We start from the raw sequence: 23,684 nt of genomic DNA on the forward strand, positions 1-23,684 counted from the left end.
GTCAGCAGGGCGGCTCCTCATCGTGGTGAATGACGGCGGTGATGGCCAATCCGCCTGGCCCTTCTCTCATCGAAATGCTTACGCAAGAAGCGTCGGGAAACCTGTCGTTCAGATACGTTGTCTGGCAGCCACTACAAAGATCGACATCACCGAAAGGATCGATATCGAAGGAAAAGTCGGTATCGGGCACGAAGGTAGTATGCCCGGCGCGTTGGAGACGGGTCTGCTTTGCCTTGGCTTTTGCCCGGCTCGCCCGTTTACGTTTTTTGGTCTCTGACGCCATGTGTAAGCCTGTGCTGAGGAGGGATCGACTCGATTTCGGCTATGATAACCGATTTCAAAATCCCACAATTTGCAGCCGCAGGCTGCCCTGTTCATGCATAGGAATTTCAAAATGCCTATGCATGAACCTGACGCTGTGAAGGAGGCGTCATGCCTTCATAGCGATGCGTAGGAAGACGCTGATGCGTTACTTATGCAGTGAAAATCCCTATCAATCCGAATTTGTGCAGGTTATTTTACCGCTGAGCCTAGGTGCGGACGCACCTTCCCCCTGTCAGGGCTTCACGTACCTCATCTGCGCGATTGCCTGAGCGTTGAGGACCAGTCCCTGCACCGTCAGCCCGCTGATTGCCGCCGTGTAGACCATCCGCGCGCCACACAGCACGCAGCGGAACGGATCGACGTTTAGAAAGGCTTTGGCCATCGGCGCAAAATACAGCTTTGGTACCGGTCCTGGCGTCGCCATCTTCAGTGCTTCATAGACCTTCGGCAGGTATTTCCCACACACCCGATTGGCCAGAAAACCAAAATACCGGATCATCCGGAAATGCTTTTCCGGGATGTGCTGCACCACCCGGCGCAGCATGTCGGCCTGGCTCAGCGTTTCCTGCTGATAGGTCTGCGTGCGGTGATCCAGGTAGGTAAAGCTCAACGTGGCCCCGCAGGTGTAATGCGCCAGACGACTGCCCGAGATCGGCGGTTTTTTCAGGTAGCGGCCCAGGTAATTGACGGTCTTTCGGCCGTTTTCCGTCTTCTTCGACAAGTGGATGTGCCAGTGCTGGCCACCAGCGGTCAGTATCAGACGGTGCCAGTCGCTTTCACAGTGGATGTGGGCCAGCTGCGGCGGCATCGTCAATTGCGAAAGCGGCTGTCCCAGCAGGTAATCGCGCACCAGCCACATCCAGCGCCGCCGCAGGGCCTCTTTGTGGAACGACAGATTTTTCCAGACGTCCTGCTCATCCAGGCCGCCCGCGGTCACCGACAGGTGGACGTGAGGATGCCAGTTGAGCCGCCGGCCATAGGTGTGCAGCGCACCGAAAATCCCGAAGCGCAAACCGCGCCGCTTGGCGGTGTATAGCAGGTTATCGGCCGCCAGACGAAACAGCGCATCGAGCAGCCAGCGGTTGTAGAAGAACAGGGGCCATAGCGTGTCGGGCAGCGTGAACACCAGATGCTGCCAGGGGCAGTCGGGCAGACGGTTGTTTTGCACGGCGATCCACTGGTCGGTGGCCTTTTTGCCGCAGGAAGGACAGGCCCGGCAATGGCAGGTGTTGCACAGGTATTTGACGTGCGCGCATTGCTCATTGGCACAGGTGTAGTGTTTGACGCCCAGTATCGAGGTGCCGCAGGCGAGCATTTTGCTGATCGACTCCACTTCGATGTGGCGCAGACCGCCGGCTTCCAGCAAATCTGCCCAGCAGCCGTTGGCCGTGAAGAGGTTTTTCAGCGGTCGAGGTTTGTAAGCGGGCGGTGCAGAGGCCACGTCAGCAGGATGGCTCCTCATCGTGGTGAATGACGGCGGTGATGGCGAATCCGCCTGGCCCTTCTCTCATTGAAACGCTTACGCAAGAAGCGTCGGGAAACCTGTCGTTCAGATACGCTGTCTGGCAGCCACTACAAAGATCGACATCACCCAAAGGATCGATATCGAAGGAAAAGTCGGTATCGGGCACGTAGTATGCCCGGCGCGTTGGAGACAGGTCTGCTTTGCCTTGGCTTTTGCCCGGCTCGCCCGTTTACGTTTTTTGGTCTCTGACGCCATGTGTAAGCCTGTGCTGAGGAGGTATCGACTCAATTTCGGCTATTATAACCGATTTCAAAATCTCACAATTTGCAGCCGCAGGCTGCCCTGTTTACGGCAGTCATGATCTCGCGCATTGCGTTTGTGTACTTTGCTAGATCGTTGGTCAGTTTTGCCTGCCTATCGAGGTTGGGTGGATTTTTCTGCTGCTCCTTTTCAAGCCTGTTCTGTGCCAACTGCATTTCTTTGTATAGCAGGTGCGTTTGTGCCTTGGCTTTGAAGCTGTCGGCAGTGTGAAACTGCACTTCAAACTCATATCCCTCAGCATCCGTGAAGCGTGCGTTGATCCCCTTGTAGGTGCCGTCTCCTGTGGTAAAGTAATTTTTACGCTTCACGCAAGTCATCCCTTGCCGATGCAGCACATCATTTACCGCTAGCACCTTCGCAACAAAATCTTCGGAAGGCAACTGGAGCACGTAGCGCAGCGCATCGCCCACGCTCTGATTTGCCTGTGCCTCGGTCATGCCGACTTGCACATGGCTCCGCATCTTGCTCTTGATCGATGCGATCGATTTTTGGAACGGTGCGTTCTGTAGCTGCTCGATCCGGTCGTCCGTAGCGTTGTAGCGAACGTTTCCCCAGAGCCGCGCGTCGAAGTCGTCGGCCAGCTTGTTGAATACAGGTGTAAGCGACTCTTGCTTGCTTGCGGCAACGTCGAACAATATTTGTGCTGGCGATGCGTTTGCATTGAATCGCGTTGGCGTCCTCTACTGTGACAGCGCCACTTGCGGTGTGCTGCTCACGCCTGCACGGAATTTTGCGGCGTCTTTGCGATTGTTTGGTTGGGATTTGAAAGCCGCAGCTTTCATTGCCAAGGCCGGGACGTTCTCCTCCTCCCAGTCGTCGATATCGTCGCACTCTGGCGGCGAAGGCACGAGTCTGAAGGCGTCTTGCGCGGGCGCCTGCACTTCTCGCTGATCAGTCAGTGGGGCGCCCTGAAACTGCAGCGCATGGCTGTGCTTGTAAAGATCATGGAATTGCTCCTTGAGCCTGAAGGTGTCGGGCGTGTGGAACTGGATCTCCCAGAGCGCACCTTCGGGACTGCGCATCGTGACATTGACCGCTTTGAAGGCTGGCCGGTGCTTGGCAAACAGGTTGTTCAGCTTGACGCGCACATGGCCCTGATCGTCCAGCGAGGCCAGCACACCGCGCAAGCCAGCGGTGAAGTGCTGCGGATCCAGTACCACGCTGTAGCGCAGCGCGTCGTTCACGCCGGCCACGGCATCTTCCAGGGTCTTGTTTTTCAAAGCCATCTGCTGCATTAGCTTTTCTTTCAACGAGCCGACCGACTTCAGTTGATGGTCCATGCCCGCCAGTTGCCCAGCATGGGACTCGGCGACGCGCCTCAGCATGCAAGTTACCTTAGGTTCCATCTCGCGAGCACGCGTCAGTAAGCTCTGCGCCTCAAGCGCAATGTCCTCTGGCTGCACGGCGCGCAGGCGCTCGGCGGGCGGTGGCGGTGGGTCGATCAGGCCTGCTTGCTGCAGCGAGTGTAGCGCGTCTTGCATGACGCCCGCAGCCATCGTCGGCATGTTCTGCAGGTCCACCTGGGTCTGCTCGGCGTCGAAGCGACCATCATGCATGGCCCGAGCAGTCACCTTGCCATACGGTACGCTGCGAACCCGATCAGCGAACCCTCGCTCGGATCGTTCGCACGACTCCACGATCTTGGCGAACAGCGCCGTGCCGGTGTCAGACTTCAGCGCATCGGTGCCCACCTTGATCGCGATGGTGAAGAGGTTGCGCATGCTCAGTTCCGGCTCGCCGGGGATGAGCCCCGGTTGCCCGGCCGGGAACTGCGCGTGCGAGAGCCTGCACACCGGGTAGTTGTCGATGATGGCGTGAATCCGTGCCTCAGTATCAGGCGCAGCAAGGTACGCCTGGGCGAGGCGTGGGAAGGCCTCGCCCAGCGCATCCGGCACTTCGGCACGCGATGATGCCCCCGGCTCCAGTCGAAGCAGTTGTGCATGCAGGAGCTCGGCGGCTTCACGTGCCTCGGGCAGGTGGGCGCGCCCGATGGCGTTGTATGCCTGGTTGCGCAGTTCCGTCAACACCTGAGGATCTCTGGCTTTGCCGTCGAGTGCTACACGTAGACCGTTACGCAGGTCGCGCTCAATGCCGTCATAAGTGCCGAACATCATATTGCGCGCCATTGCCTCACGCAGGTGGTCAGGCTGCGCCATGAAGCGCGCTGCCAAGGTGCTGGCCGCCCCCATGATCTGGCCTCCACGTTGCAGAGACATGATCTCGGACAGCCGCCCCGCCTGGTAATGGCCGTTGTCAGGATCAATGGCCGGCGTGGCCGTTTTCGGCGGCTTGAAGGAACGTGGCTGGCCGCGGCGTACCTCGCGATCAGCCATCTCGCGCGAAATCAGCGCGGCCAGCTTGGGGTAGCCCGCGTACACGAACGCGTCGTCGCCGTCGGTGTCCATGTTGCGCTTGCGCAGTTCCGGGATAGGCAGTGCGCCCATGCGTCCGGGCTCCACGATGTCCTTGAGCCGCAGGCTGCCGGTGCTGAGCATGTCCTGCGGCACGGCACTGCGGTCGCGACCGGTCGTCCAGCGCGATAAGGTCTTGAGGTCCTCCTTCGAGCAGGCCAGATCCATGTCCGCAAAATTGGCTGGCCAGTTCTTTGATGGCACCACGATGAGCATGCCCTTGCTGTGCAGCATCTCGGCATCGCTGCCCGATCTGTCGTCGAAGCCTGTGTAGCTGTACTGGATACCAAAGGACTGCGAGAGGAATTCGGCGGTGGCGTCGCTCTGCGCCACTGTCGCGACGCGTTCTTCCGGCACGGGCAGCAGGTTCTCCTTGTCGTAGGGCGGCTTGCCGATCAGCAAGGCGCCGCCTGCGGCGTCGAAGGCCTGGCTGCGCTCGCTCGGTAGGTGCACCTTGTCGTCGGCAGCAGGCACCGCCCTGACTCTTTGGCCCTGGTAGCCGCCGCTGGTGGCCAGTTCGTACAACGTGAGTTGACTCAACTCCGACGGCAGCGCCTGCAACCGGCTCTGCATCGCCTCGCGCGCCTCCTGCAGTGCCGCCTCGTCACGTGGGAAGTGCTGCAGCGCCTGCGGTGCCAGCCGCGTGGGTCCCTTATCCTTGGCAATCAGGTCACGCTGCTTCTGGCTGGCCTCACCGGCCTGCACTGCTTGCCAGGCAGAGAAGTACTCACGGAAGGCCGGTATGCGTAGTGCCACCTCCAGCTTCAGGAAGCCGCAACCATCGTTGGGGCACAGCGCCAATGCATGCCCGTCCGGTGCTGTTGGCTTGAACGGGTGCGCAGGGCCGCTGACGTCTTCAAAAAATCCCAGACGCAGTGTGCCCTCAATGACGTGATCGGTCGGCACCATCTCTAGTAGCGAGCGCTGCATCCGCGACCAGTCTTCGCGCTGCGGGGCAAGCTTGGCGATGAGCTGCATCAGGCTACTGCCCGGCGCGGTGTCTGTATAGCGCATTGCCGGCAGCAGCGACGGTGCTCCGGATGTGCCGGACAGCAACTGGGCGGGGCGACTCGTGTTGCCTCGCGTGGCGCGGCTGCCGCCGAACATGTCAAAGCGCCAGGGTTCGTCCTGGTAGGTGAGCGTACGCGCGAGCATGAACGTCGAAATCGCCCCAGGCAGTTGGACCTCCACCAGCGGCAAGCCCGTCAGCCGTGTAAACAGCGAGTACGGCTTGTTCGTTTCGGTCGCATTGGTCGACACTTCCTTGCCACGCAGATCGACCACGATGTGGGTCGTGCTGCCGTTGCCGGGTGCCGGCGTGACGGGTTCGCCGGGTTCCGACCGCATGCTCAGGCGCCCGGTGTCAAGGTCGAACTGGCTCGGTGGATGGGCCTGCGTAATCTTCTTCGCTTCCTTCGCGAGGCGCAGGTCCAAGGCGTCAAATACGATGTCACCGGCCTCGATCTGCGCGATCAAGTTCCAGCTCATCTCGCCGAGGTCCTCCTCGATGGCCTCGCGTGTCCGCTCCAGCGTCCTGTCAACCCATTTCCCCAACTCTTCGCGACGTTGGCGAATTTCCTGGCGCGAGCCTTCGATGTGGCGCGGCTTGCATTGCCGGCTCACCATGCTGTAAGCCTTGAGCACCTGGAAGAAGGTCAGCGCCGGGCATCGAGTGGCGTACTGTTCGAGGTCGGTCGAAGACGGCGGGACACCGCCGGTAAGGTACAAGTCGATCTTGCGCTCGATGATGGGCTGCAACGTATTGAACACGCGCAATGCGTGCCCCCGATGGCGAGAGGTCAACTCTGGGCTGCGGATCAACGGCAAAAATCCCATGCACAGGCTGCCGAGACCCTCAAGGTTGGTTTCCCGTAATCCGTCGTCCTGCGCGAGCACCGCAACCCGCTCCAGGGCCGACCGCGCCAGCGGACGCATCTGGCGATGGAGTTGCGCCGATGAAAGGGCCTTGAAGAGCATACCAATGTCTTGCGCGGAGGCAGACTCAAAACGCTCACGGTGCAGCTCCAGGTGCCCGGCCATTGCCAGCAGTTTGGCGCGTCCCAAAATCTGGAACTGTTCCTCATCCAGGTGCAGCAGACGGGACATCGCGTTGGCCACCATGGCGAGCTCACCCATCTCGAACTGCTGCCACGGCAACTCTGCCGAGCCGGCGCGTTCGGCGAGCAGCAACACTGCCGGATGACACGCCGGCCTTCCGAGGCATCTGCTCAGCGCATTGAGCAACACAGCCACGTGGTGCCCATCCATGGCTTGTCGCAGATCGTTGTCCTCCGCCAGCCTGCCTGCCAAGACATCGGTGGCCTTCTCGCAGTTCGCACGTTCGGGCCATTTGCTCAAGGCGTTGAGTGCTTGAGTCACGCCGATAGGACTGAGGGCGTTGCGTAACTCGCGATCATTGGCCAGTCGCGAGGCCAAGGCGTCAGCGGAGGCCTGGCTAACGTCCACGTCGGGCCATTTGCTCAGGGCGTTGAGCGTGTTGGCCACGCCTTTCGGGTTGAGGCCGTTGAGCAAGTTGCGATCATTGGCCAGTCGCGAGGCCAGCGCGTTGGCAGCGTCCGCGCAGTCCGGCGTGTCGGGCCATTTGCTCAGGGCGTTGAGCGCGTTGGCCAGTTCTTGCGGGGTGAGGCCGTTGAGCAAGTTGCGATCATTGGCCAGTCGCGAGGCCAGCGCGTTGGCAGCGTCCGCGCAGTCCGGCGTGTCGGGCCATTTGCTCAGTGCGTTGAGCGCGTTGGCCATGTGTTGCGGGTTGAGGGCGTTGCGTAACTCGCGATCATTGGCCAGTCGCGAGGCCAGCGCGTTGGCAGCGTCCGCGCAGTCCGGCGTGTCGGGCCATTTGCTCAGTGCGTTGAGCGCGTTGGTTATGTGTTGCGGGTCTAGAGCATTGCGCAATTGGGACTCGACTTCCAGTCGCCCGGCCAGCGCGTTGGCAGCGTTCTTGCAGTCCGGCGTGTTGGGCCATTTGCTCAGGGCGTTGAGCACGTTAGCCACGCCTTGCGGGTTGAGGGCGTTGCGTAACTCGCGATCATTGGCCAGTCGCGAGGCCAGCGCGTTGGCAGCGTCCGCGCAGTCCGGCGTGTCGGGCCATTTGCTCAGGGCGTTGAGCGCGTTGGCCATGTGTTGCGGGTTGAGGGCGTTGCGTAACTCGCGATCATTGGCCAGTCGCGAGGCCAGCGCGTTGGCAGCGTCCGCGCAGTCCGGCGTGTCGGGCCATTTGCTCAGGGCGTTGAGCGCGTTGGCCATGTGTTGCGGGTTGAGGGCGTTGCGTAACTCGCGATCATTGGCCAGTCGCGAGGCCAGCGCGTTGGCAGCGTCCGCGCAGTCCGGCGTGTCGGGCCATTTGCTCAGTGCGTTGAGCGCGTTGGCCATGTGTTGCGGGGCTTGGGCGTTGCGCAAGCTGCGATCATTAGCCAGTCGCGAGGCCAGCGCGTTGGCAGCGTCCGCGCAGTCCGGCGTGTCGGGCCATTTGCTCAGGGCGTTGAGCGCGTTGGCCACTCCTTGCGGGTTGAGAGCGTTGCGTAACTCGCGATTGTTGGCCAGTCGCGAGGCCAGCGCGTTGGCGGCGTCCGCGCAGTGCGGTGTGTCGGGCCATTTGCTCAGGGCGTTGAGCGCGTTGGCCAGTTCTTGCGGGGTGAGGGCGTTACGTAAATCGCGATTGTTGGCCAGTCGCGAGGCCTGCGCCTTGACGGCGGCAGTGCAGTCCGGCGTGTCGGGCCATTTGCTCAGGGCATTGAGCACGTTGGCCACGCCTTGCGGGTCGAGGGCGTTACGCAAACTGCGCTCGTCGGCCAGCCGCGAGGCCAGCGCCTTGACGGCGGCAGTGCAGTCCGGCGTGTCGGGCCATTTGCTCAGGGCATTGAGCACGTTGGCCACGCCTTGCGGGTCGAGGGCGTTACGCAAACTGCGCTCGTCGGCCAGCCGCGAGGCCAGCGCCTTGACGGCGGCAGTGCAGTCCGGCGTGTCGGGCCATTTGCTCAGGGCATTGAGCACGTTGGCCACGCCTTGCGGGTTGAGAGCGTTGCGTAACTCGCGATCATTGGCCAGGCGCGAGGCCAGTGCCTTGGCAGCGTCCGCGCAGTGCGGTGTGTCGGGCCATTTGCTTAGGGCGTTGAGCGCATTGGCCACGCCTTGCGGGTCGAGGGCGTTACGCAAGCTGCGCTCATTAGCCAGCCGCGAGGCCAGTGCGTTGGCCGCGTCCGCGCAATCCGGCGTGTCGGGCCATTTGTTAAGGGCGTTGAGCGTTTTGGTTATGTGTTGCGGGTCTAGAGCATTGCGCAATTGGGACTCGACTTCCAGTCGCCCGGCCAGCGCGTTGGCAGCGTTCTTGCAGTCCGGCGTGTTGGGCCATTTGCTCAGGGCGTTGAGCACGTTAGCCACGCCTTGCGGGTTGAGGGCGTTGCGTAAATCGCGATTGTCGATCAGCCGTGAGGCCAGCGCGTTGGCAGCGTCCGCGCAGTCCGGCGTGTCGGGCCATTTGCTCAGGGCGTTGAGCGCGTTGGTCAGTTCTTGCGGGTTGAGAGCATTGCGCAAACCGCGCTCGTCGGCCAGCCGCGAGGCGAGTGCGTTAGCGGCGTCCGCGCAGTCCGGTGTGTCGGGCCATTTGCTCAGGGCGTTGAGCGCGATGGCCACGCCTTGCGGGCCGAGGGCGTTGCGCAAACCGCGCTCGTCGGCCAGCCGCGAGGCCAGCGCCTTGACGGCGGCAGTGCAGTCCGGCGTGTCAGGCCATTTGCTCAGGGCATTCAATGTGTTTCCGAATTCTTGCGGTTTGAGGACGTAGCGCAAGTTGCGATCATTGGCCAGCCTCAAGGCCAGTGCGTTGGCGGCGTCCGCGCAGTGCGGTGTGTCGGGCCATTTGCTCAGGGCGTTGAGCGCGTTCGCGACGCTCTGCCCATCCATCGCATGACGCAAGCGGCTTTTGCTTGCGAGCATATCAGCAAGCAAGTACGCCATGGATTGGCAGTCCGGATTGTCGGGCCACTTGCTGAATGCATTGAGTGCCAGGCCGATGTTCTGCGCGTCCAGCGACGACCGGGCAGGATGGTTACGTTGCAGGTGACGTGCCAGACGAGCCACCGCGCGTTCACACCTGCCGCTGTTGAAGTTCTTGGCGAAGGCGTTCAGGAGTAGGACTGAGTGGCGGCCATCCAGTCCCGATAAATCATCTGCCTGATTGAGCTGTCCGGCGATCCACGCGATTGCATCCATGCACGCTTGCTGGTTCGGATGCTTGCTCAGCTTGTTGCCCACATGGGCCAGCTGCGTCAGCGATGCACCGTCAAACCACTTGGTCTTGCAGAGATACTGCGCCGCAACCTCCGTGCAACGATCGAGCTCGCTATGCGTTACGCCTGCCCCTGTGGCGCGCCTTGCACTGGCAATCATCAGAAGGTATTTGTCGAGCCACTGCGCATTGGTTTGCGCTTTGACGCTCTCATCCAGGAAAGGCAGCGCCAGCCCGCAACCGATGTGACGCGCCAGCGCGTTTTCCTTTGCCACCGACACGCACAAGCGAGCGTTGTGGTTCTGAGGCACTCGGCTGGGGGCACTCAGCCATTTCCGATACTGCTCTCGCTGTTCCTGCAGCTGCTCTTTTGCAGCTAGATCGAGCTGATGTTCGGCCTGGTGAAGATCCGCCGCCGTCCACTCCAAGTCATGCATTGGCCGCTTTGGCTGCCGATACGGCTCTCGCTCTTCCCGAGGTCGTTTTCCTTCCGCCCGGTCGAACGTGTGTTCGGCCAAGCGCGCCTCCCAGCCATGCGTTGTTCTTTGTGGCCTACGATGCGATGACGATGCACTGACGTCAGCGGGCGCTCTGTCATGGGGCCGCTCGGACTTGGTACGATGTCGGTCGGTGATATCGTTGCGCAAGTGCGCGTGAATGGTAGGCTGTTGCCGAGCGTCCCTGTCCCGTGCGCGGCCACCGGCTCCAGGTTCATCCTGCTCCACCCGTCGCCGTTTGGCCGGCTGCCGCTCATTGCAGCTGGTGCCGGTACTGGCTTCCGGCTGATCCCCGGTCTGCCTGAACTGGTCCTCTTCACTGAAAGACCGGTTTGTGCTCAATGCGTTTAGATTGACGTTGGGGATTCTCATGCCTGCAATTAGTCCATCCGAATTTAGTCGTTGTCACGGTTGAGTTGCACTGGGCCGTGGTTCTTGGCGGTCAAGGCGTTGTGGATCTGATGCAATACGACCTTTAGCTCTTGCACCTTATCCGCTCCTCCAACAGGGTCACCTCAGTGGCCAGTGGCGCGTCCAGCCAAGGTGCCGTTTGGCCGCTTCACGCCTCGCGTTCGAACTGCAGTGATGTCTCTACGCGGCTGTGTAATAAGCGAGCCAGCCTCTTGCCGGGCCTGCTGAGCGGTTGGCTATTTTTGCAGCGTTGCCTTAAAAAGGTTTTTGACCGCCGACGCAGAAGTTATGTAGCCACCAAATTTTCATTAAAAGTGTCGCGTTGTGTGGCCTTTTGGACGGATTCGGTTCCTTGCGAACGTGGGCCAACGCCAAAGCTTTTAAACGTCGGTGGGGGGGGCATATCAGGGAGCACGAAACATCAAACGCGCGACGCCCGGGAGACCGTGCGTGAAAACGAGGGTTCTTGCTACATTCAGACCTTAACTTTAGCCTGGTTCTGTGCCCAGACACGCTTTACCTGGCTGACACTAACCCCGGCCAGCCTTGCAGTCTCCGCAATGCTACATCCACCGCTTTTAAGAGCGATGACCCGTTCATGCATTTTGGTATCCGGTTTACGCCCAGCGTATCGACCGGCGCCCTTGGCTAAGTCGATGCCTTGGCGCTGTCGCTCTCGCCGGTCCTCGAAGTCGTCACGCGCTATTTGGGGTTGTAAGCCGGAATCCCAGAAATTTCCGTCATGGGCGAGAAGCCAGTACTGGTGCGGATTGACGCCAAACAGTTATTTTCCGGCTGCGACGTCGCCAAGCCGAAAACTGTTTGATTGAGCGGCCAAAACATGTACGGAAAACCGTGTCGGATAGCAAAAGCAGCCGTAAACCGCTCTGGTGACGTTTTCCGACGGAATTTTCCGGGGTTCCGGCTTACACCCCCGTTCTGGCCGAACTCAAGCCTGGTTCGTGTCTCAACCTTTCGCGACCAATGGGGGCTGCTACTGGAGAGCTGTGCTCTTGTCTGCCCAAAGCCGACGCCTTACTCTGCAATCCAAATGAATTTGATCTGGAAGGAACACCACAATGGCTCTGACGAAAGACCAATTGGTTGCCGGTATTGCAGAAGCTATCGATGCGCCAAAAACCACAGCGCGTAAGGCTCTTGAGCAATTGGGACAGATTGTTGCCGACCAACTGGAAAGCGGTGCAGAAATCACTCTACCGGGCATCGGCAAATTGAAAGTGGCAGAGCGTCCAGCACGCACTGGACGCAACCCTTCGACTGGTGCCGCCATCGAAATCGCTGCCAAGAAAGTCGTCAAGTTCGTCTCGGCTAAAGTGCTGAACGATGCGATCAACAAGGGCGGCGTCTCATAGAATGGGTTGCACGCCGGAACCGCCGAAAATTCCTTCGTCAGTTGCTGGGGTCTGGGGAGCAATGGAACAAGGAAGTCAGTTAAGCGCAATTTCCTGATGGTCAGTGCATCGTTGGGGAGTTGGATCCGCAGCAATGTTTGAATTTGCGTCCACTGCTGCACGGACAGGGGGCGTTTCGTCCAATTTTCGGTCCTTCTCTGCGTAGTGGTACATCGGGTGGTGACAGTGCCAGCGACCATCGATGAGGCTCGAAGAAGCGATAGATTATCGTCAAACTGGCGATCATCATCTCAATCACTTTTTCACGCTTTTCGTTAGTAACCGACGGTGGTCGCAGCGCTGGATCGGGGTCATTCTCATAGGCCAAGAGCATGATGGGGAGCATCGGCCCGCTATGTTCGTCGCTGTCGATCAGGTCACGCCAACTTCCAGGTCGGGCCTGAACTCCGCGCATAAAGCCCAGAGCCCAATCGTTGCCGTAAGTAATGCCATCGTCATCCTCCAATAGCACTGGCAAATACACGTCAGGCTCCTCCAGCGTGTTAAGCAATACCGATGCAATCGTATTCCAGTGGCGCATGATGAGCCCCATCATGTCGGTAGCCTGAGCGTTGCTTTCAAAACTGAAATTCTCGCCCAAGATTTGTGGCAGGTACTCGCTGGGAGGCATCATCTCCGGACCACAGATCAGTGCCGCAAAATAGCCGTCAAGCATTTCAATGTTCATGGCCGGTGAGCCAATGGCATCAAGAAAACCAGTCAGCCTATCGAGTTCGGCCTCGGTCAGTGCTTGTTGGAAAGGTGGATGGCTCATGGGTGTTTGTTCCAATAGGGGCCGCCTCAGAAAAAGGATTTTAAAGTACGTTAAGCTGAACTGATTTCAGTCGTTGTAGTGGCCGGAATCTTGGCGACGGCAGCTAGGTGTAACGGCCTGCAATCGAAATGGCCTCGACCTGCAATCATCGCGTTTTTCGACCGGGATTGATTGCGTCTATCCGGCACCGCGAACCAGCATTGACTGCAAACGAACCTGCATCCAGCCACTTCGACCTGCAATCGAGCGCAACCGACCAGGATTAAATGCGACTGAAAAACCGATGATTTATCGTCCATCAGACAGTGGTCTTCAGGAGCTGGGCTAAGTGCATGTCACCGCCACTGTAAAAATGACCCCCTAACGCCAACCTAGAATTGACCCCCCTGGGTAAAACTGGCGGCTTTGAGCTGCCAATATGTTGACCCAGGAGCAGTCTGTGGAAATTAAAGTGTTGGCCCGTCAGGGCCATGGCATCAAATTCATCGCCCGTGAGCTGGGTATTTCGCGTAACACCGTGCGCAAGTACCTGCGAAAGGCCCGGTCGCTACCCAGTGACAAGGTGAGACCCGCACGTCCGTGCAAAATCGACCCCTTCAAGGACTACCTGCACGAGCGTATTGAGGCGGCGCGCCCACACTGGATTCCGGCGACCGTCCTGCTGCGTGAGATCACGGCATTGGGGTACAGCGGCGGCGTCAGTCGTCTGAAGGCTTATATTCGCCCCTTCAAACGTAAGGCAGAAGAGCCGGTGGTACGTTTCGAGACACTGCCCGGCAAGCAGATACAGGTGGACTTCACCACCATTCGACGAGGCCGTCAGCCGCTTAAGGCGTTCGTGGCGACACTTGGTTTTAGTCGAGCAAGCTTTGTCCGTTTCTCCGAGCGAGAGGACAGCGAAGCCTGGCTGACAGGGCTTCGGGAGGCGTTCGCTTACTTTGGCGGCGTGCCCGAGCAGGCATTGTTTGATAACGCCGGAACCATCATCACCGAGCGAGATGCTTTTGGGGAGGGCCAGCACCGTTGGCATCCCCGATTGGCTGCGCTGGCCGATGAGTTTGGTTTTATTCCCAAGGTCTGCCGCCCTTACCGTGCCCAGACCAAGGGCAAGGTTGAGCGCTTCAACGGGTATCTGAAGGGCAGTTTCATTACCCCGTTGGCCGCTACGCTCAAGAGTGCGGGTCTGACGCTGGATGTGGTGACGGCCAACGCACATATCGGCCAATGGCTCGACGAAGTCGCTCATCAGCGGATTCACGGCACGACGGGTGTTCAACCGGCGGTACGTCTGGCCCAAGAGCAGCAGGTACTATTACCACTGCCAACACAGAGCCTGCGCCCACAACCCGCCCAAGGCCTACGCCTGGGACGGGTCCTGCCGTACGAGAGCTTGCAGCATCCGCTGTCGGTTTATGAGCAACTGCTGGAGGTGAGAGCATGAACCTTCAACATGCTCGCCTGACAGAACTATGCAAGGGGCTAAAGCTTGAGCGCGTCGGGGTGGACTGGCCGCACCTGGCCCAACAAGCAGCAAGCGGCGAAGACAGCTTTGCCGACTTCCTCGAAAAGCTGCTGGCTGCCGAGACCGATGCCCGAAGTGAACGCTCTCGACAGGCCCTGCTGAAAACTGCCGCGCTGCCCGCTGTGAAAACGCTGGAGCAATACGACTTCGCGTTTGCCACCGGCGTCCCCCGGGCACAGCTCCAGGAGCTGGCAGCACTGAGTTTTGTTGGACGTGCCGAGAACATCGTGTTCCTGGGGCCTAGTGGTGTAGGCAAGAGCCACCTGGCTATCGCCCTGGCCTACCGGGCAGTGATGGCCGGTATCAAAACCCGCTTCGTCACGGCGGCTGACTTGATGCTGCAACTGACCGCTGCGCACCGCCAGGAACGGCTCAAGGAATACTTCAGTCGTGTGGTGATGGCCCCTGGGTTGTTGGTCATCGATGAAATCGGCTACCTGCCGTTTGGTCGTGATGAAGCCAACCTGTTCTTCAATGTTGTCGCCAAGCGCTACGAGCAAGGCAGCCTGATCCTCACGAGTAACTTGCCGTTTACCCAGTGGGCCGGAACCTTTGCGGATGATCAAACACTGACAGCGGCCATGCTGGACAGGCTGTTACATCATGCCCATATCGTGCAGATGACAGGTGAAAGCTATCGACTCAAGGACAAGCGCAAAGCAGGAACCAAATCTTCTCGGGCCGAACCGGCTCGAAAATATGAACCCGAGGGGGGTCAAAACTAAGTTGGCGATTTAGCACGGAAGGGGGTCACTTTTTAGTTGGCGTTGACAAATAGGCCTCAGACCCAGGGTGTTGCTTTTCCAGTGGGGGCCAAATGTTGCCTTGTGGCTTCACGACCGCGACCACCGACCGACCTTTTGCGTACAACAGCCCCCACCTGGGCGGTAGTTCCTCAGGTTTAATCATGCCTTCAGGGCACAGATAAAACCGATAAATGCCAATCCCCCCTGCATTGCGTTCAGGCTTCTTGCGGTCAGCGAAAAAGTCCGAGCGGCTGACCTTGACCTCAATCATTGCGGAACAGCTACTGCGGAACGCGATAACGTCCGGCTGCTCGCGGCTCCCCGCTGATGACAACTCTGTGGCCACAACTCCAAAGCCATTCTTGCGAAACCAGCTGGCCCCCAGCTTGGTCAGTTTTTTGTGTTCTTCGGACGTGGCCATGACTTTTTTCCTACTTGTTGCCCAAGACAGCGGCTACCCAGCATTTCGCGCCGTTACATTCATCACCGCCTTCGGCAATGAAAATGTGATCTGTTTCATTCACAGCGTATACGCCTGGGCTCTCATCGCTCGCATCACGCAAGGAATCCTTCCAGCCGTACACCGCGCCTTGCCAGATCAGCACGACGCCGCCACGGTGATCCTGGTTAGCATTCCGCCATTTTCTGGCAGTTGCACGAAGCGCTTCACTAAGATTGGTCACGGCTGACTTTCCCCTCATTCAAAATCGGACGGCTCGCCCATCTCTATACGCACCTCAATGGCAAGGGTCGAGGCCAATCGTTCGCTCAGGTGCTCAAGAATCTGGCGACGGCGATTGCGCTCTAAGTCCGGCAGATCGTGCGGACAACTGAAGTAGTCATGCCGAGCCTGGCGGTAAAGGTTCAGCTCAGCCAGCAGAGTTCCAGGGTGTTTTTCCTCGCTACTGGGGACAGCTGTGTTGGAGCTGATTGAAAACTGGGCCAGCCTGTTCGATCATCTGATGGAGAGCAATGCCGTCGCCGTCAGCATTCTGGTGCACGGCGTCAATCGACCCAACGAATGAGGGCAGCCCCCTGCCCTTGGCGATCATCAGGCCAAGCCTCTGCTCGAGGCGCCGGATGCCCAGTACGCTGACGGAGAGTCGTGACCGAGCTATTCGCGCGGTGTTGCTGTACCACAGTCTGCGTAGTGAGGAACTTAGTCTTCGCCTGGCATTTCGACGCAGTGAGTGAAATAGCCTACGTAAGCGAGTTGACGCATGTGTCATCCTTCGACATAATCATTACCAACAACTAACCCTCATGACCGGTGTGGCTTGACCATCTGGTTCGAGGGGGAAAAAGCCGGCGCTAGCCGGTTTTTTCGTTTCTGGAGTATGGGAAATGCATGGAATGCCTGAGTCAGAGCCTCTGCGCACTCGCATCTATATCGACGGATACAATTTCTATTACGGCTGTTTGCGGGGCACTCCCTACAAATGGCTGGATCTGCTGCCCCTCTTTGAAAAACACATTCTGCCATCAGCGCTAGTCATGGATGGGGAAGGCCGTATTAGGCATTCATTTCTGCTTACCTCGCCTTCAATTAAATTCTTCACCGCGAAAATCATCGAGTCCGTAGCCCGAGCCGCTGATTCTGTTTCATCTCAGGCGCGTTATCACACAGCGTTACGCAAGCTGCATGACGGTCGAATTGAGCTGATTGAAGGCTACTACGCTGTCAACAAAATGAAGGTCAAGATAGTCGACGCTGAGTATCCTCACAGAGCTCCCCGCGAGTGCCAAGAAATCCAGGCGTGGAAGGTCGAGGAGAAGCAAAGCGACGTGAACTTAGCGTTGCAGGCCTATCACGACGCGATCACCGGACAGATCGACCATGCCGTGATTGTCACTAATGACACGGACATCGCGCCTGCGTTAAAAATGATTAGGGCCCATACCAACGTCCTGATCGGGGTGGTTGTGCCAACTACTGATCAGACGCGGCCTCCGAATACTGATCTTGTAAAACTTGCACACTGGAAGCGGGAATATATCAACGCAAGCGAGCTTGCAGCATGCCAGTTGCCCCGGGTAATCCAGGGGCGGAAGCCGACCACCAAGCCTGAATCCTGGTATGGGCAACCTGAGCTGCTGCAGGAGATTCTAGATTTGGCTATTCCGGTGCGCGGCAGTAAGGCTGCAGCGTTTAAATGGATGGAACAGCCTAACCCCTATTTAGACGATATGAGACCAATCGAGCTTGCTGAATCTTTCGATGGTGCGACTCGCGTATTGGAGTACATGAGGAGCTGGATTACGCAGCATGCACAAAACCCCGTTTCGGATGAACACCATGAACACTGAGTCGCCTGAATAGCTTACAAGCCCACGTGTCGGGGAGTTTACGGAAAATGCTACCGCGCCTACGGCTTGGTAGCTGCTGCCGTCCAGCGCGACAAGTCACCCTGCCCACCACCAGCGCCAGGGAAGACTGATCACACGGCCACTGCCAGCCGATCTGCCGAGTACTGGTTCATAAACGCCGCGCTCTGCTCTGGCCGCGCAGTCAACCAGTCCGCATACGAGCCCTTGGGCAAAATCACTACCATGCGCTTTTCATCCTGGGGCTTGTGGTACGCCTTCATGAAGTCGTGATCATCTGCGTTCACGGTCAGCATGGTGTAGCTGTGCAGGATCTGGTCGGTGGCCGGATCGCGCCACTGCTCCCATAGGCCCGCAATGCCCAGCAGCTCACCGTCTGCCCGGGCTATACGCGTGGCAATTGCCTTGCCTGATCGCCAGTCGGGCTCGTATAAGGCTACTGCTGGGATAATGCAGTGTTGCGCCTGGCGCCAGGCATGCCGGAATGACGGCTTCTTAGCCACTGTCTCTGATCGAGCATTGTATGTGTGTTTGGCAAACTTGCTGTCCTTGCTCCAGGACGGGATCAACCCAAAGGAGCCGGTCAGCACTTCCATGGTTGCGGGAGAATTGAACCGCCCCGGGTTTCTCGGAGACCCTTTTGTTTGAGTCATGCCACCTGGGCAGACTCGGTGAGTTGCTGATAATAGATTGCTTCTGCTTCGACCGGTGGAATATGACCGATTGGCTCCAGCAGGCGGCGGTGATTGAACCAGTCCACCCATTTCAGGGTTTCCAGCTCCACCGCCCCCCGTGTGGGCCAAGAGCGTCGATGAATCACTTCAGCCTTGTAAAGACCATTGATGGTCTCAGCCAAAGCATTGTCGTAAGAGTCACCGACACTCCCGACCGATGGCTCAATACCGGCTTCGACAAGACGCTCGGTATAGCGAATGGACACGTACTGCACGCCACGGTCACTGTGGTGAATGAGTCCACCCTGCTTGACTGGGCGACGGGCGTAAAGGGCTTGCTCCAGTGCATCGAGTACAAAATCGGTACGCGCTGAACTGGACACCTTCCAACCGACGATGAATCGGGCAAAGACATCAATGATGAAGGCCACGTAAACAAAACCCTGCCAGGTACTGACGTAGGTAAAGTCCGATACCCATAGGGCGTTCGGGCACTCAGCCACAAACTGACGGTTGACATGATCCTGCGGGCACGGCCTGGCTTGGTCGCTGACCGTCGTCTTGACGGGCTTGCCGCGCCTTGCAGGCCCAGCTCTCCCATCAGACGTTGCACCGTACAGCGGGCGACTTGCAGTCCGTCACGCAGCAATTGTCGCCAGACCTTGCGCACGCCATATACCTGGAAGTGCTCATCCCAGACTCGCTGGATGTGCTCACCCAGTTCCTGGTCACGCTGCGCACGCGCTGACTGCTGGCTGGGGTCAGCCTGCTGAGCAGCGTACCGGTAGTACGTCGACGGGGCGATTGGCAACACCTTGCAAATCGGCTCGACCCCGTAAGACTGGCGGTTTTCATCAATAAACGTCTTCATCGTTTGAATGGGCGGTCGAGCTCCGCCTGGGCAAAATAGGCTGAGGCCTTACGCAAGATCTCGTTAGCTTGACGCAACTGACGGTTCTCACGCTCCAAGAGCTTGACTCGCTCACGTTCGACTGTGCTCAGCCCATCACGCTGGCCGCTGTTGCGCTCAGATTGGCGAACCCACAGCCGTAATGTCTCGGGCGTGCAGCCGATCTTGGGGGCAATGGCACTGATGGTGGCCCACTGCGACTCGTACTCAGGAAGGTGTTCGAAAACCATCCTGATGGCCCGCTCACGGACCTCTGGGGAATACTTCGGTAGTTTTTTCATCGCTCCATCCTCTCAAAGGTTGGAGTCTCCGAGAAACCCGGGGCGGTTCATATGCGACTCGAGACGCAGCGGGCACTCGCTGACCCTCAAACCATCCCACAAACGGTTTCCAAATTTCCCGGCTACCGCAAAGCCATGAAAGATGCGGTCTACAACTATGAGCCCCTCATTGCGAGCGATCAGGAGCGGCAAACGTTCCTGGCTGTAAAAATCCTATGATGACTACGCCAGTCAGCTGGACCTGCAGTCACCCTGTCGATGACATGCCTAAGCTTTTGGAAACGCTGGAGCCATGATTTTACGGTTCACCGCCTAAATGGCGGTTTTTTCGTATCGGAGCTTTTTTTTTTGTCCCTGGAATCCTAGCGCATGGGGTAAAAACCTCACCAATAGTCTGGTTTATCGATTGGTTTTTTGCGGGTGGGTATTCGGAGCGGAAATTGGTGCTCGGCCAGCTCTACGTTTGTCACCACGTGCCGCATCCAGTGCGCATGCAGCTTTAAAGAGCCCGGAACCGTTCGTTTAGCACCCTCACGGTGTGGCAAGATCACGCCGATACGCAGGCCTGTAAAGTCTTCCCTGATTGCTCTCAGCGACGGAGTCATGTCGGTATCTGCCGACACCAAGACGATCTGCTTGATACGATCTTCAGGCGATAACGCCATTTGACGAGCGGCAAGGCGGTACATGCTGATCGCGATGTGAACGTCCGTCTCCTTTTCCTCCAGCTTCCAGATCCCAACTTGGTCAGATCGGGAGGCAGGTGTGTTTTTGTCAACAAAGCGTGGTGCATTGCGCGGTTCGAGCTGGTGACGCCCATACAACACCTCAACCCCACGTAATTTCAAGGCGCGCACATGCGTGTCTTGGGCTTCTTTTGACACCGTTCCACGGGTGGCTAGCGTCGGCATTACACCGGTCGTGAAAAAACTGACGGCATCAAGCGTGCTGTTGGGGTTCTCGACACGAATGATGTGAGCCAGAAGCGAAGGGAGATCGAGCCACTTGTAGGGCGTACCTGCCAACAGGCCGTAAAACAGGTTGTAGCCGTCGACAAAGCAAGCTGTACGCAAAATTTTCAGTCCTTAGAAACGAAAAAACCGGCTCGGGGCCGGTTTCTTCACCCCAACGGCCAGCGAACTGAATCACTGCGTACGGGGCTGAGTAGTGGATAAATTGTGCAAGGAAAGACAATGCAATACAAGTGTTATTGATCATTTCTGATCACCGTGGCTCACGCAGAATCACCCCAGATCACCCCTCAACCTTTCTGGCTGCGCCTTCCTTGGCGCGATGAAAGCAGTAGATCTGTCCTCGACAGCTCTGCGTTTCGTCTTACAAACCGCCATTTCTTTAATTAGGCATGCGTTTTGACCTTCCAGCGGCATCCCCTTTGAAAGTGGTGCGAGCCTTTTTATTATCCGCTAGAGTACTGTTCATATAACCAGTATTCAGGAGCGAAAATGGCAAAAAAGGCCGCAGCGCCTCGGCTTCCGGATTCTTATGAGCTCTTAGGTATGCGCCTTCAGCGCACGATCAACAATCCGGCTGCACAGCGCGCAAAATCAGCGCTCTTGGAGCGGTTGCCTGATGATCGAGCGGACGACTGGGACCGGATCATGGAAGAACTCGGCGATACGGATAACGTCACGCTTGCCTACCGCGACGATGGCCACGTCCAGGTGTTCTGGACAGTGCCTAAAGACGATTAAGCACACTCATTCGCTCGCTTGCCGGGCTTAACACACACAGAAGGAGACAGACATGTCGTTCACAATCATCGGCCCCTTGCTCGCGCAAGGGGTGCCACTGCCGTTTTACTCTCACCGGGTGGCTGCTGGTTTCCCTTCCCCAGCAGCTGACCACCTGGAAAAACACATTTCCCTGGATGAGCTGTTCAACATCCGGGCCCCGCATGTGTATTTGTTGAAGATTGAAGGCGAAAGCATGATCGGCGCCGGCATCCATTCGGGCGACCTGGTGATTGTCGACCGCAGCCGGGAGGCCCAACATGGCGATATCGTCATTGCGGCGCTCAACAGCGAGCCGGTGTGCAAGCGCTTGAACAAGACGCGCAACGCAATCTTGCTGACGTCCGAAAACATAGGCTTCCCGCCGCGTCACATTCTTGAAGGGGACGAGCTGGGGATATGGGGAGTAGTTCGCTACAGCGTGCGCGATCATGCCTACCCATGAGCCAGTCTTTGCGCTGATCGACTGCAACTCGTTCTATGCCTCTTGTGAGCGTGTGTTTCGCCCGGATTTGGCCAAGACGCCTATCGTCGTCTTGAGTAACAACGATGGCTGCGTGATTGCCCGCAGCTACGACGCCAAGCCCTTCGTGAAAATGGGCGCCCCGTATTTCCAGATCAAGGACACGCTGCGCCAGAACGGCATCGTGGCGTTCAGCAGCAATTACGTGTAACGACCTGCAATCGAAATGGCCTCGACCTGCAATCATCGCGTTTTTCGACCAGGATTGATTGCGTCTATTCGAGCCAGCAAACCGGGATTATTTGCGAATGAACCTGCATTCATCTGGTTAGACCTGCAATCGACCGCCATGAACCGGAATTATTTGAGAGTGACCACTCGCCGTTTCTGTCTCATTTGATGAAGAAAACGAGATCCATGAGCAGCGTCTCTCAGGATTGCTCGCGGGGCTACATGCTAAAAGTGGGCAGACTGTTGAAGAATTCCGACTTTGGATGTTCCGTGCGGACTGGGTTGATGTGCCAGCGCTACAGGTCGTCGAGAGTTGAGGGGAAGAAGCATGGACACAGTATTTTTAGTGATGGCAACAGCCAGCGGCTTTCGAGCATCCGAGAGGCAACCTCTGCCTCTGCGAGTCTTTGTAGACCGGTCGGAAGCAGACGGTTGGTTGGATAAATTGATCGACTATCACGTGAGTCCGCCTGAGCAGCCTCACGGGTCCGATAATTGTAGCAACCTGCAATGGAAAAGGCCTCGACCTGCAATCAACGCCTTTTCCGACCCGAATTAATTGCGGTTATTCAGCACCGCAAACCGAGATTCAGTGCCAATGAACCTGCATCCATCCGCTTCGACCTGCAATCGAGCACAGCCGACCAGGACTAATTGCGACTGAAGGGTGTCGACTGTGGCAACTATCGAGCTTAAATTCCTATCTTTTCGACACTATCTGACAAATCTATAGAATTAATCCTCAGGAAAAAGAACTTCGTCTGGTTTTATACGTAAGTGACCAGTGAACTCGAACTGGGTCGTGTCTTTTTGTAGAAAGTGACTAAGCGTTCTAACAGAACATCCTTTCGCATCCACTTTTAATGCCCCATTCAAAGGAGTTCCCACGTTTTGGGCGGCTGCCTGATAAGCAGCAAGTACAAGATGAGAACAGAACGCGCCGTCTTCCCCCCACTTTGGATTGGATTCGAACGCGTCTTGGCTATATTTTTTTGCAGAGGCTATGGCTAATGGACCAAAGTTTGAAAAGCGAGTGACAGACTTAGCGGACTTAATTGCATTGTAAGGTATTTTTCGTTCGCTTGCCCATGACATGGCTGACTGCGCTGCCCAGTCACCTATATTTTTGTCTTTAGGCCGGTAAACCTGATAAAGGCCCTTGCGCAAGGCGGTGTCCATTATACCGCCGCCGCGCATTTCAACAACTTCACTCTCCCCCTTCCCACCACGCTCGGTTGAAACTGGATTTTGGGGATTTCGAGTCCACAATATTGCGTGAACCGCACTGGCTTTACCCATATTGTTCCTCAGCATAGACAGACCTTCAAGTTTTTGGCCAGCAATAATAATTTTATGCAGTTTCTCGGTATCATGTGGCTCATCGATCAGAAGCAAAATATCGCCTGGAATAAGATCTGCTTTCTTTAAATTGGACCTTTGTGGGTTCAGCACGGCGCTCATAACTCGTGCGTTTTCAGTGGGTTCCGTTGACACTGATGTTGGGGAGCCGACAGGCGAGCTGATTGAATCCCTTTCCTCGCCGAAAGAAGCCCTCCCTTGCTCTTGAGCTTGGTTATGCTCAAATGTTGTGTTCTGTTGAATGCTAAAAGACGTACCACCTTGTATTCTCATCATCATTACTGCCTGTGTAAGTATTAATTTAATAGCTATTTATTGAATGTCTTGCAAAATATCAAATTAGACGGCTATAGAGCTACAGACTTGTTATGGCATAATCTGCTTTAGTACACTCTCCATCTTGAATTTTTATTTATGTGATCAGAACCCCTCAATCGGTTCCACATAAAGCAGTCTATTAAATAAAATATATTTTACTGGCTATGGTCTGAACCCTAACTGCGAACTTTTATTTTTAGACGGCGGTTGCAGGGGCAGAATGCAGCACAGTAACTGAATTAAAGTTTA

At 57.4% G+C, this 23,684-nt stretch carries 14 protein-coding genes, 7 pseudogenes and 1 other annotated feature; of the genes and pseudogenes, 8 read left to right on the plus strand and 13 right to left on the minus strand.

Going from position 1 to position 23,684, the window contains the following annotated elements:
- Position 1: 1 nt before the first annotated feature.
- The 5 genes and pseudogenes from AC4ANE_RS24840 to AC4ANE_RS24860 all read right to left on the minus strand — a co-directional run.
- Complete coding sequence (locus AC4ANE_RS24840; RefSeq protein ID WP_460408568.1) at positions 2–283, minus strand: hypothetical protein; 282 nt, start codon at positions 281–283, stop codon at positions 2–4.
- Positions 284–556: 273 nt separating this feature from the next.
- Complete coding sequence (locus tag AC4ANE_RS24845; RefSeq protein ID WP_460408570.1) at positions 557–1,765, minus strand: IS91 family transposase; 1,209 nt, start codon at positions 1,763–1,765, stop codon at positions 557–559.
- A 341-nt stretch (positions 1,766–2,106) separates the two neighbouring features.
- Positions 2,107–2,745 carry a hypothetical protein gene (locus AC4ANE_RS24850; protein ID WP_460408571.1) on the minus strand — a complete coding sequence of 213 codons (639 nt, stop codon included), beginning with the start codon at positions 2,743–2,745 and terminating at the stop codon, positions 2,107–2,109.
- A gap of 45 nt (positions 2,746–2,790) precedes the next feature.
- Positions 2,791–10,629, minus strand: coding sequence for a XopAD/skwp family type III secretion system effector (gene xopAD / locus AC4ANE_RS24855; protein ID WP_460408573.1), 7,839 nt, complete (start codon positions 10,627–10,629; stop codon positions 2,791–2,793).
- Between the two features lie 514 nt (positions 10,630–11,143).
- Positions 11,144–11,377 (minus strand): annotated as a pseudogene (locus AC4ANE_RS24860) (helix-turn-helix domain-containing protein); the annotation flags it as partial.
- 370 nt (positions 11,378–11,747) lie between these two features.
- On the opposite strand from AC4ANE_RS24860, the gene AC4ANE_RS24865 reads away from it, so the two are divergent.
- Positions 11,748–12,041, plus strand: coding sequence for an HU family DNA-binding protein (locus AC4ANE_RS24865; RefSeq protein WP_002556165.1), 294 nt, complete (start codon positions 11,748–11,750; stop codon positions 12,039–12,041).
- A gap of 100 nt (positions 12,042–12,141) precedes the next feature.
- Here AC4ANE_RS24865 and AC4ANE_RS24870 read toward each other — a convergent pair.
- Together AC4ANE_RS24870 and AC4ANE_RS24875 are read right to left on the minus strand one after the other, a co-directional pair.
- Positions 12,142–12,249 (minus strand): annotated as a pseudogene (locus AC4ANE_RS24870) (SEC-C metal-binding domain-containing protein); the annotation flags it as partial.
- A 99-nt stretch (positions 12,250–12,348) separates the two neighbouring features.
- A pseudogene (locus AC4ANE_RS24875) lies at positions 12,349–12,855 on the minus strand (YecA/YgfB family protein); the annotation flags it as partial.
- Positions 12,856–13,273: 418 nt separating this feature from the next.
- Here AC4ANE_RS24875 and istA point away from each other — a divergent pair.
- Positions 13,274–14,296 carry an IS21-like element ISPsy4 family transposase gene (istA, locus tag AC4ANE_RS24880; RefSeq protein WP_002551322.1) on the plus strand — a complete coding sequence of 341 codons (1,023 nt, stop codon included), beginning with the start codon at positions 13,274–13,276 and terminating at the stop codon, positions 14,294–14,296.
- Positions 14,293–15,102, plus strand: a complete 810-nt coding sequence (gene istB / locus AC4ANE_RS24885) for an IS21-like element ISPsy4 family helper ATPase IstB (protein ID WP_005741073.1) — start codon at positions 14,293–14,295, stop codon at positions 15,100–15,102. The genes istA and istB overlap by 4 nt, the downstream gene beginning before the upstream one ends.
- 25 nt (positions 15,103–15,127) lie before the next feature.
- Here istB and AC4ANE_RS24890 read toward each other — a convergent pair whose 3' ends face one another.
- Complete coding sequence (locus tag AC4ANE_RS24890) at positions 15,128–15,544, minus strand: PDDEXK family nuclease (RefSeq protein WP_460408575.1); 417 nt, start codon at positions 15,542–15,544, stop codon at positions 15,128–15,130.
- Between the two features lie 10 nt (positions 15,545–15,554).
- Complete coding sequence (locus AC4ANE_RS24895; protein WP_031599195.1) at positions 15,555–15,806, minus strand: hypothetical protein; 252 nt, start codon at positions 15,804–15,806, stop codon at positions 15,555–15,557.
- Between the two features lie 255 nt (positions 15,807–16,061).
- Between AC4ANE_RS24895 and AC4ANE_RS24900 the strand changes: the two are divergent.
- Both AC4ANE_RS24900 and nicB read left to right on the plus strand, forming a co-directional pair.
- A pseudogene (locus tag AC4ANE_RS24900) lies at positions 16,062–16,281 on the plus strand (tyrosine-type recombinase/integrase); the annotation flags it as partial.
- 186 nt (positions 16,282–16,467) lie between these two features.
- A complete protein-coding gene (gene nicB, locus AC4ANE_RS24905; RefSeq protein ID WP_031599023.1) occupies positions 16,468–17,430 on the plus strand; it encodes a 6-hydroxy-3-succinoylpyridine 3-monooxygenase in 963 nt (320 codons plus the stop codon).
- 131 nt (positions 17,431–17,561) lie between these two features.
- Here nicB and AC4ANE_RS24910 read toward each other — a convergent pair.
- The 3 genes and pseudogenes from AC4ANE_RS24910 to AC4ANE_RS24920 all read right to left on the minus strand — a co-directional run.
- Positions 17,562–18,056: pseudogene (locus tag AC4ANE_RS24910) on the minus strand (SOS response-associated peptidase); the annotation flags it as partial.
- A gap of 41 nt (positions 18,057–18,097) precedes the next feature.
- Positions 18,098–19,313, minus strand: a pseudogene (locus tag AC4ANE_RS24915) (IS3-like element IS51 family transposase).
- Positions 18,919–19,035: a sequence feature (AL1L pseudoknot), on the minus strand. It overlaps the preceding pseudogene by 117 nt.
- A gap of 383 nt (positions 19,314–19,696) precedes the next feature.
- Positions 19,697–20,386 carry an NYN domain-containing protein gene (locus tag AC4ANE_RS24920; protein WP_460408577.1) on the minus strand — a complete coding sequence of 230 codons (690 nt, stop codon included), beginning with the start codon at positions 20,384–20,386 and terminating at the stop codon, positions 19,697–19,699.
- 390 nt (positions 20,387–20,776) lie between these two features.
- Here AC4ANE_RS24920 and AC4ANE_RS24925 point away from each other — a divergent pair, with 390 nt between their 5' ends.
- The 3 genes and pseudogenes from AC4ANE_RS24925 to AC4ANE_RS24935 all read left to right on the plus strand — a co-directional run.
- Positions 20,777–21,025 (plus strand): DUF1654 domain-containing protein, encoded by a 249-nt coding sequence (locus tag AC4ANE_RS24925; protein ID WP_058886796.1) that lies wholly within the window; start codon positions 20,777–20,779, stop codon positions 21,023–21,025.
- 52 nt (positions 21,026–21,077) lie between these two features.
- Positions 21,078–21,509: a LexA family protein gene (locus tag AC4ANE_RS24930; protein ID WP_058886795.1), complete on the plus strand. Its 432-nt coding sequence runs from the start codon at positions 21,078–21,080 to the stop codon at positions 21,507–21,509.
- A pseudogene (locus tag AC4ANE_RS24935) lies at positions 21,496–21,732 on the plus strand (Y-family DNA polymerase); the annotation flags it as partial. The gene AC4ANE_RS24930 and the pseudogene AC4ANE_RS24935, both read left to right, overlap by 14 nt.
- A 761-nt stretch (positions 21,733–22,493) precedes the next feature.
- Here the strand turns inward: AC4ANE_RS24935 and AC4ANE_RS24940 are convergent.
- Positions 22,494–23,219: a hypothetical protein gene (locus AC4ANE_RS24940; RefSeq protein WP_460408578.1), complete on the minus strand. Its 726-nt coding sequence runs from the start codon at positions 23,217–23,219 to the stop codon at positions 22,494–22,496.
- Positions 23,220–23,684: the final 465 nt, after the last annotated feature.

Source organism: Pseudomonas sp. Pme6b (assembly GCF_058129925.1).

Bases quoted from the DNA above. Each gene is read 5' to 3' on its own strand.
- xopAD (WP_460408573.1), bottom strand. From the start codon at position 10,629: ATGAGAATCCCCAACGTCAATCTAAACGCATTGAGCACAAACCGGTCT.
- istA (WP_002551322.1), top strand. From the start codon at position 13,274: ATGTTGACCCAGGAGCAGTCTGTGGAAATTAAAGTGTTGGCCCGTCAG.
- AC4ANE_RS24890 (WP_460408575.1), bottom strand. From the start codon at position 15,544: ATGGCCACGTCCGAAGAACACAAAAAACTGACCAAGCTGGGGGCCAGC.
- istB (WP_005741073.1), top strand. From the start codon at position 14,293: ATGAACCTTCAACATGCTCGCCTGACAGAACTATGCAAGGGGCTAAAG.
- AC4ANE_RS24925 (WP_058886796.1), top strand. From the start codon at position 20,777: ATGGCAAAAAAGGCCGCAGCGCCTCGGCTTCCGGATTCTTATGAGCTC.
- AC4ANE_RS24940 (WP_460408578.1), bottom strand. From the start codon at position 23,219: ATGAGCGCCGTGCTGAACCCACAAAGGTCCAATTTAAAGAAAGCAGAT.
- nicB (WP_031599023.1), top strand. From the start codon at position 16,468: ATGCATGGAATGCCTGAGTCAGAGCCTCTGCGCACTCGCATCTATATC.
- AC4ANE_RS24840 (WP_460408568.1), bottom strand. From the start codon at position 283: ATGGCGTCAGAGACCAAAAAACGTAAACGGGCGAGCCGGGCAAAAGCC.
- AC4ANE_RS24865 (WP_002556165.1), top strand. From the start codon at position 11,748: ATGGCTCTGACGAAAGACCAATTGGTTGCCGGTATTGCAGAAGCTATC.
- AC4ANE_RS24930 (WP_058886795.1), top strand. From the start codon at position 21,078: ATGTCGTTCACAATCATCGGCCCCTTGCTCGCGCAAGGGGTGCCACTG.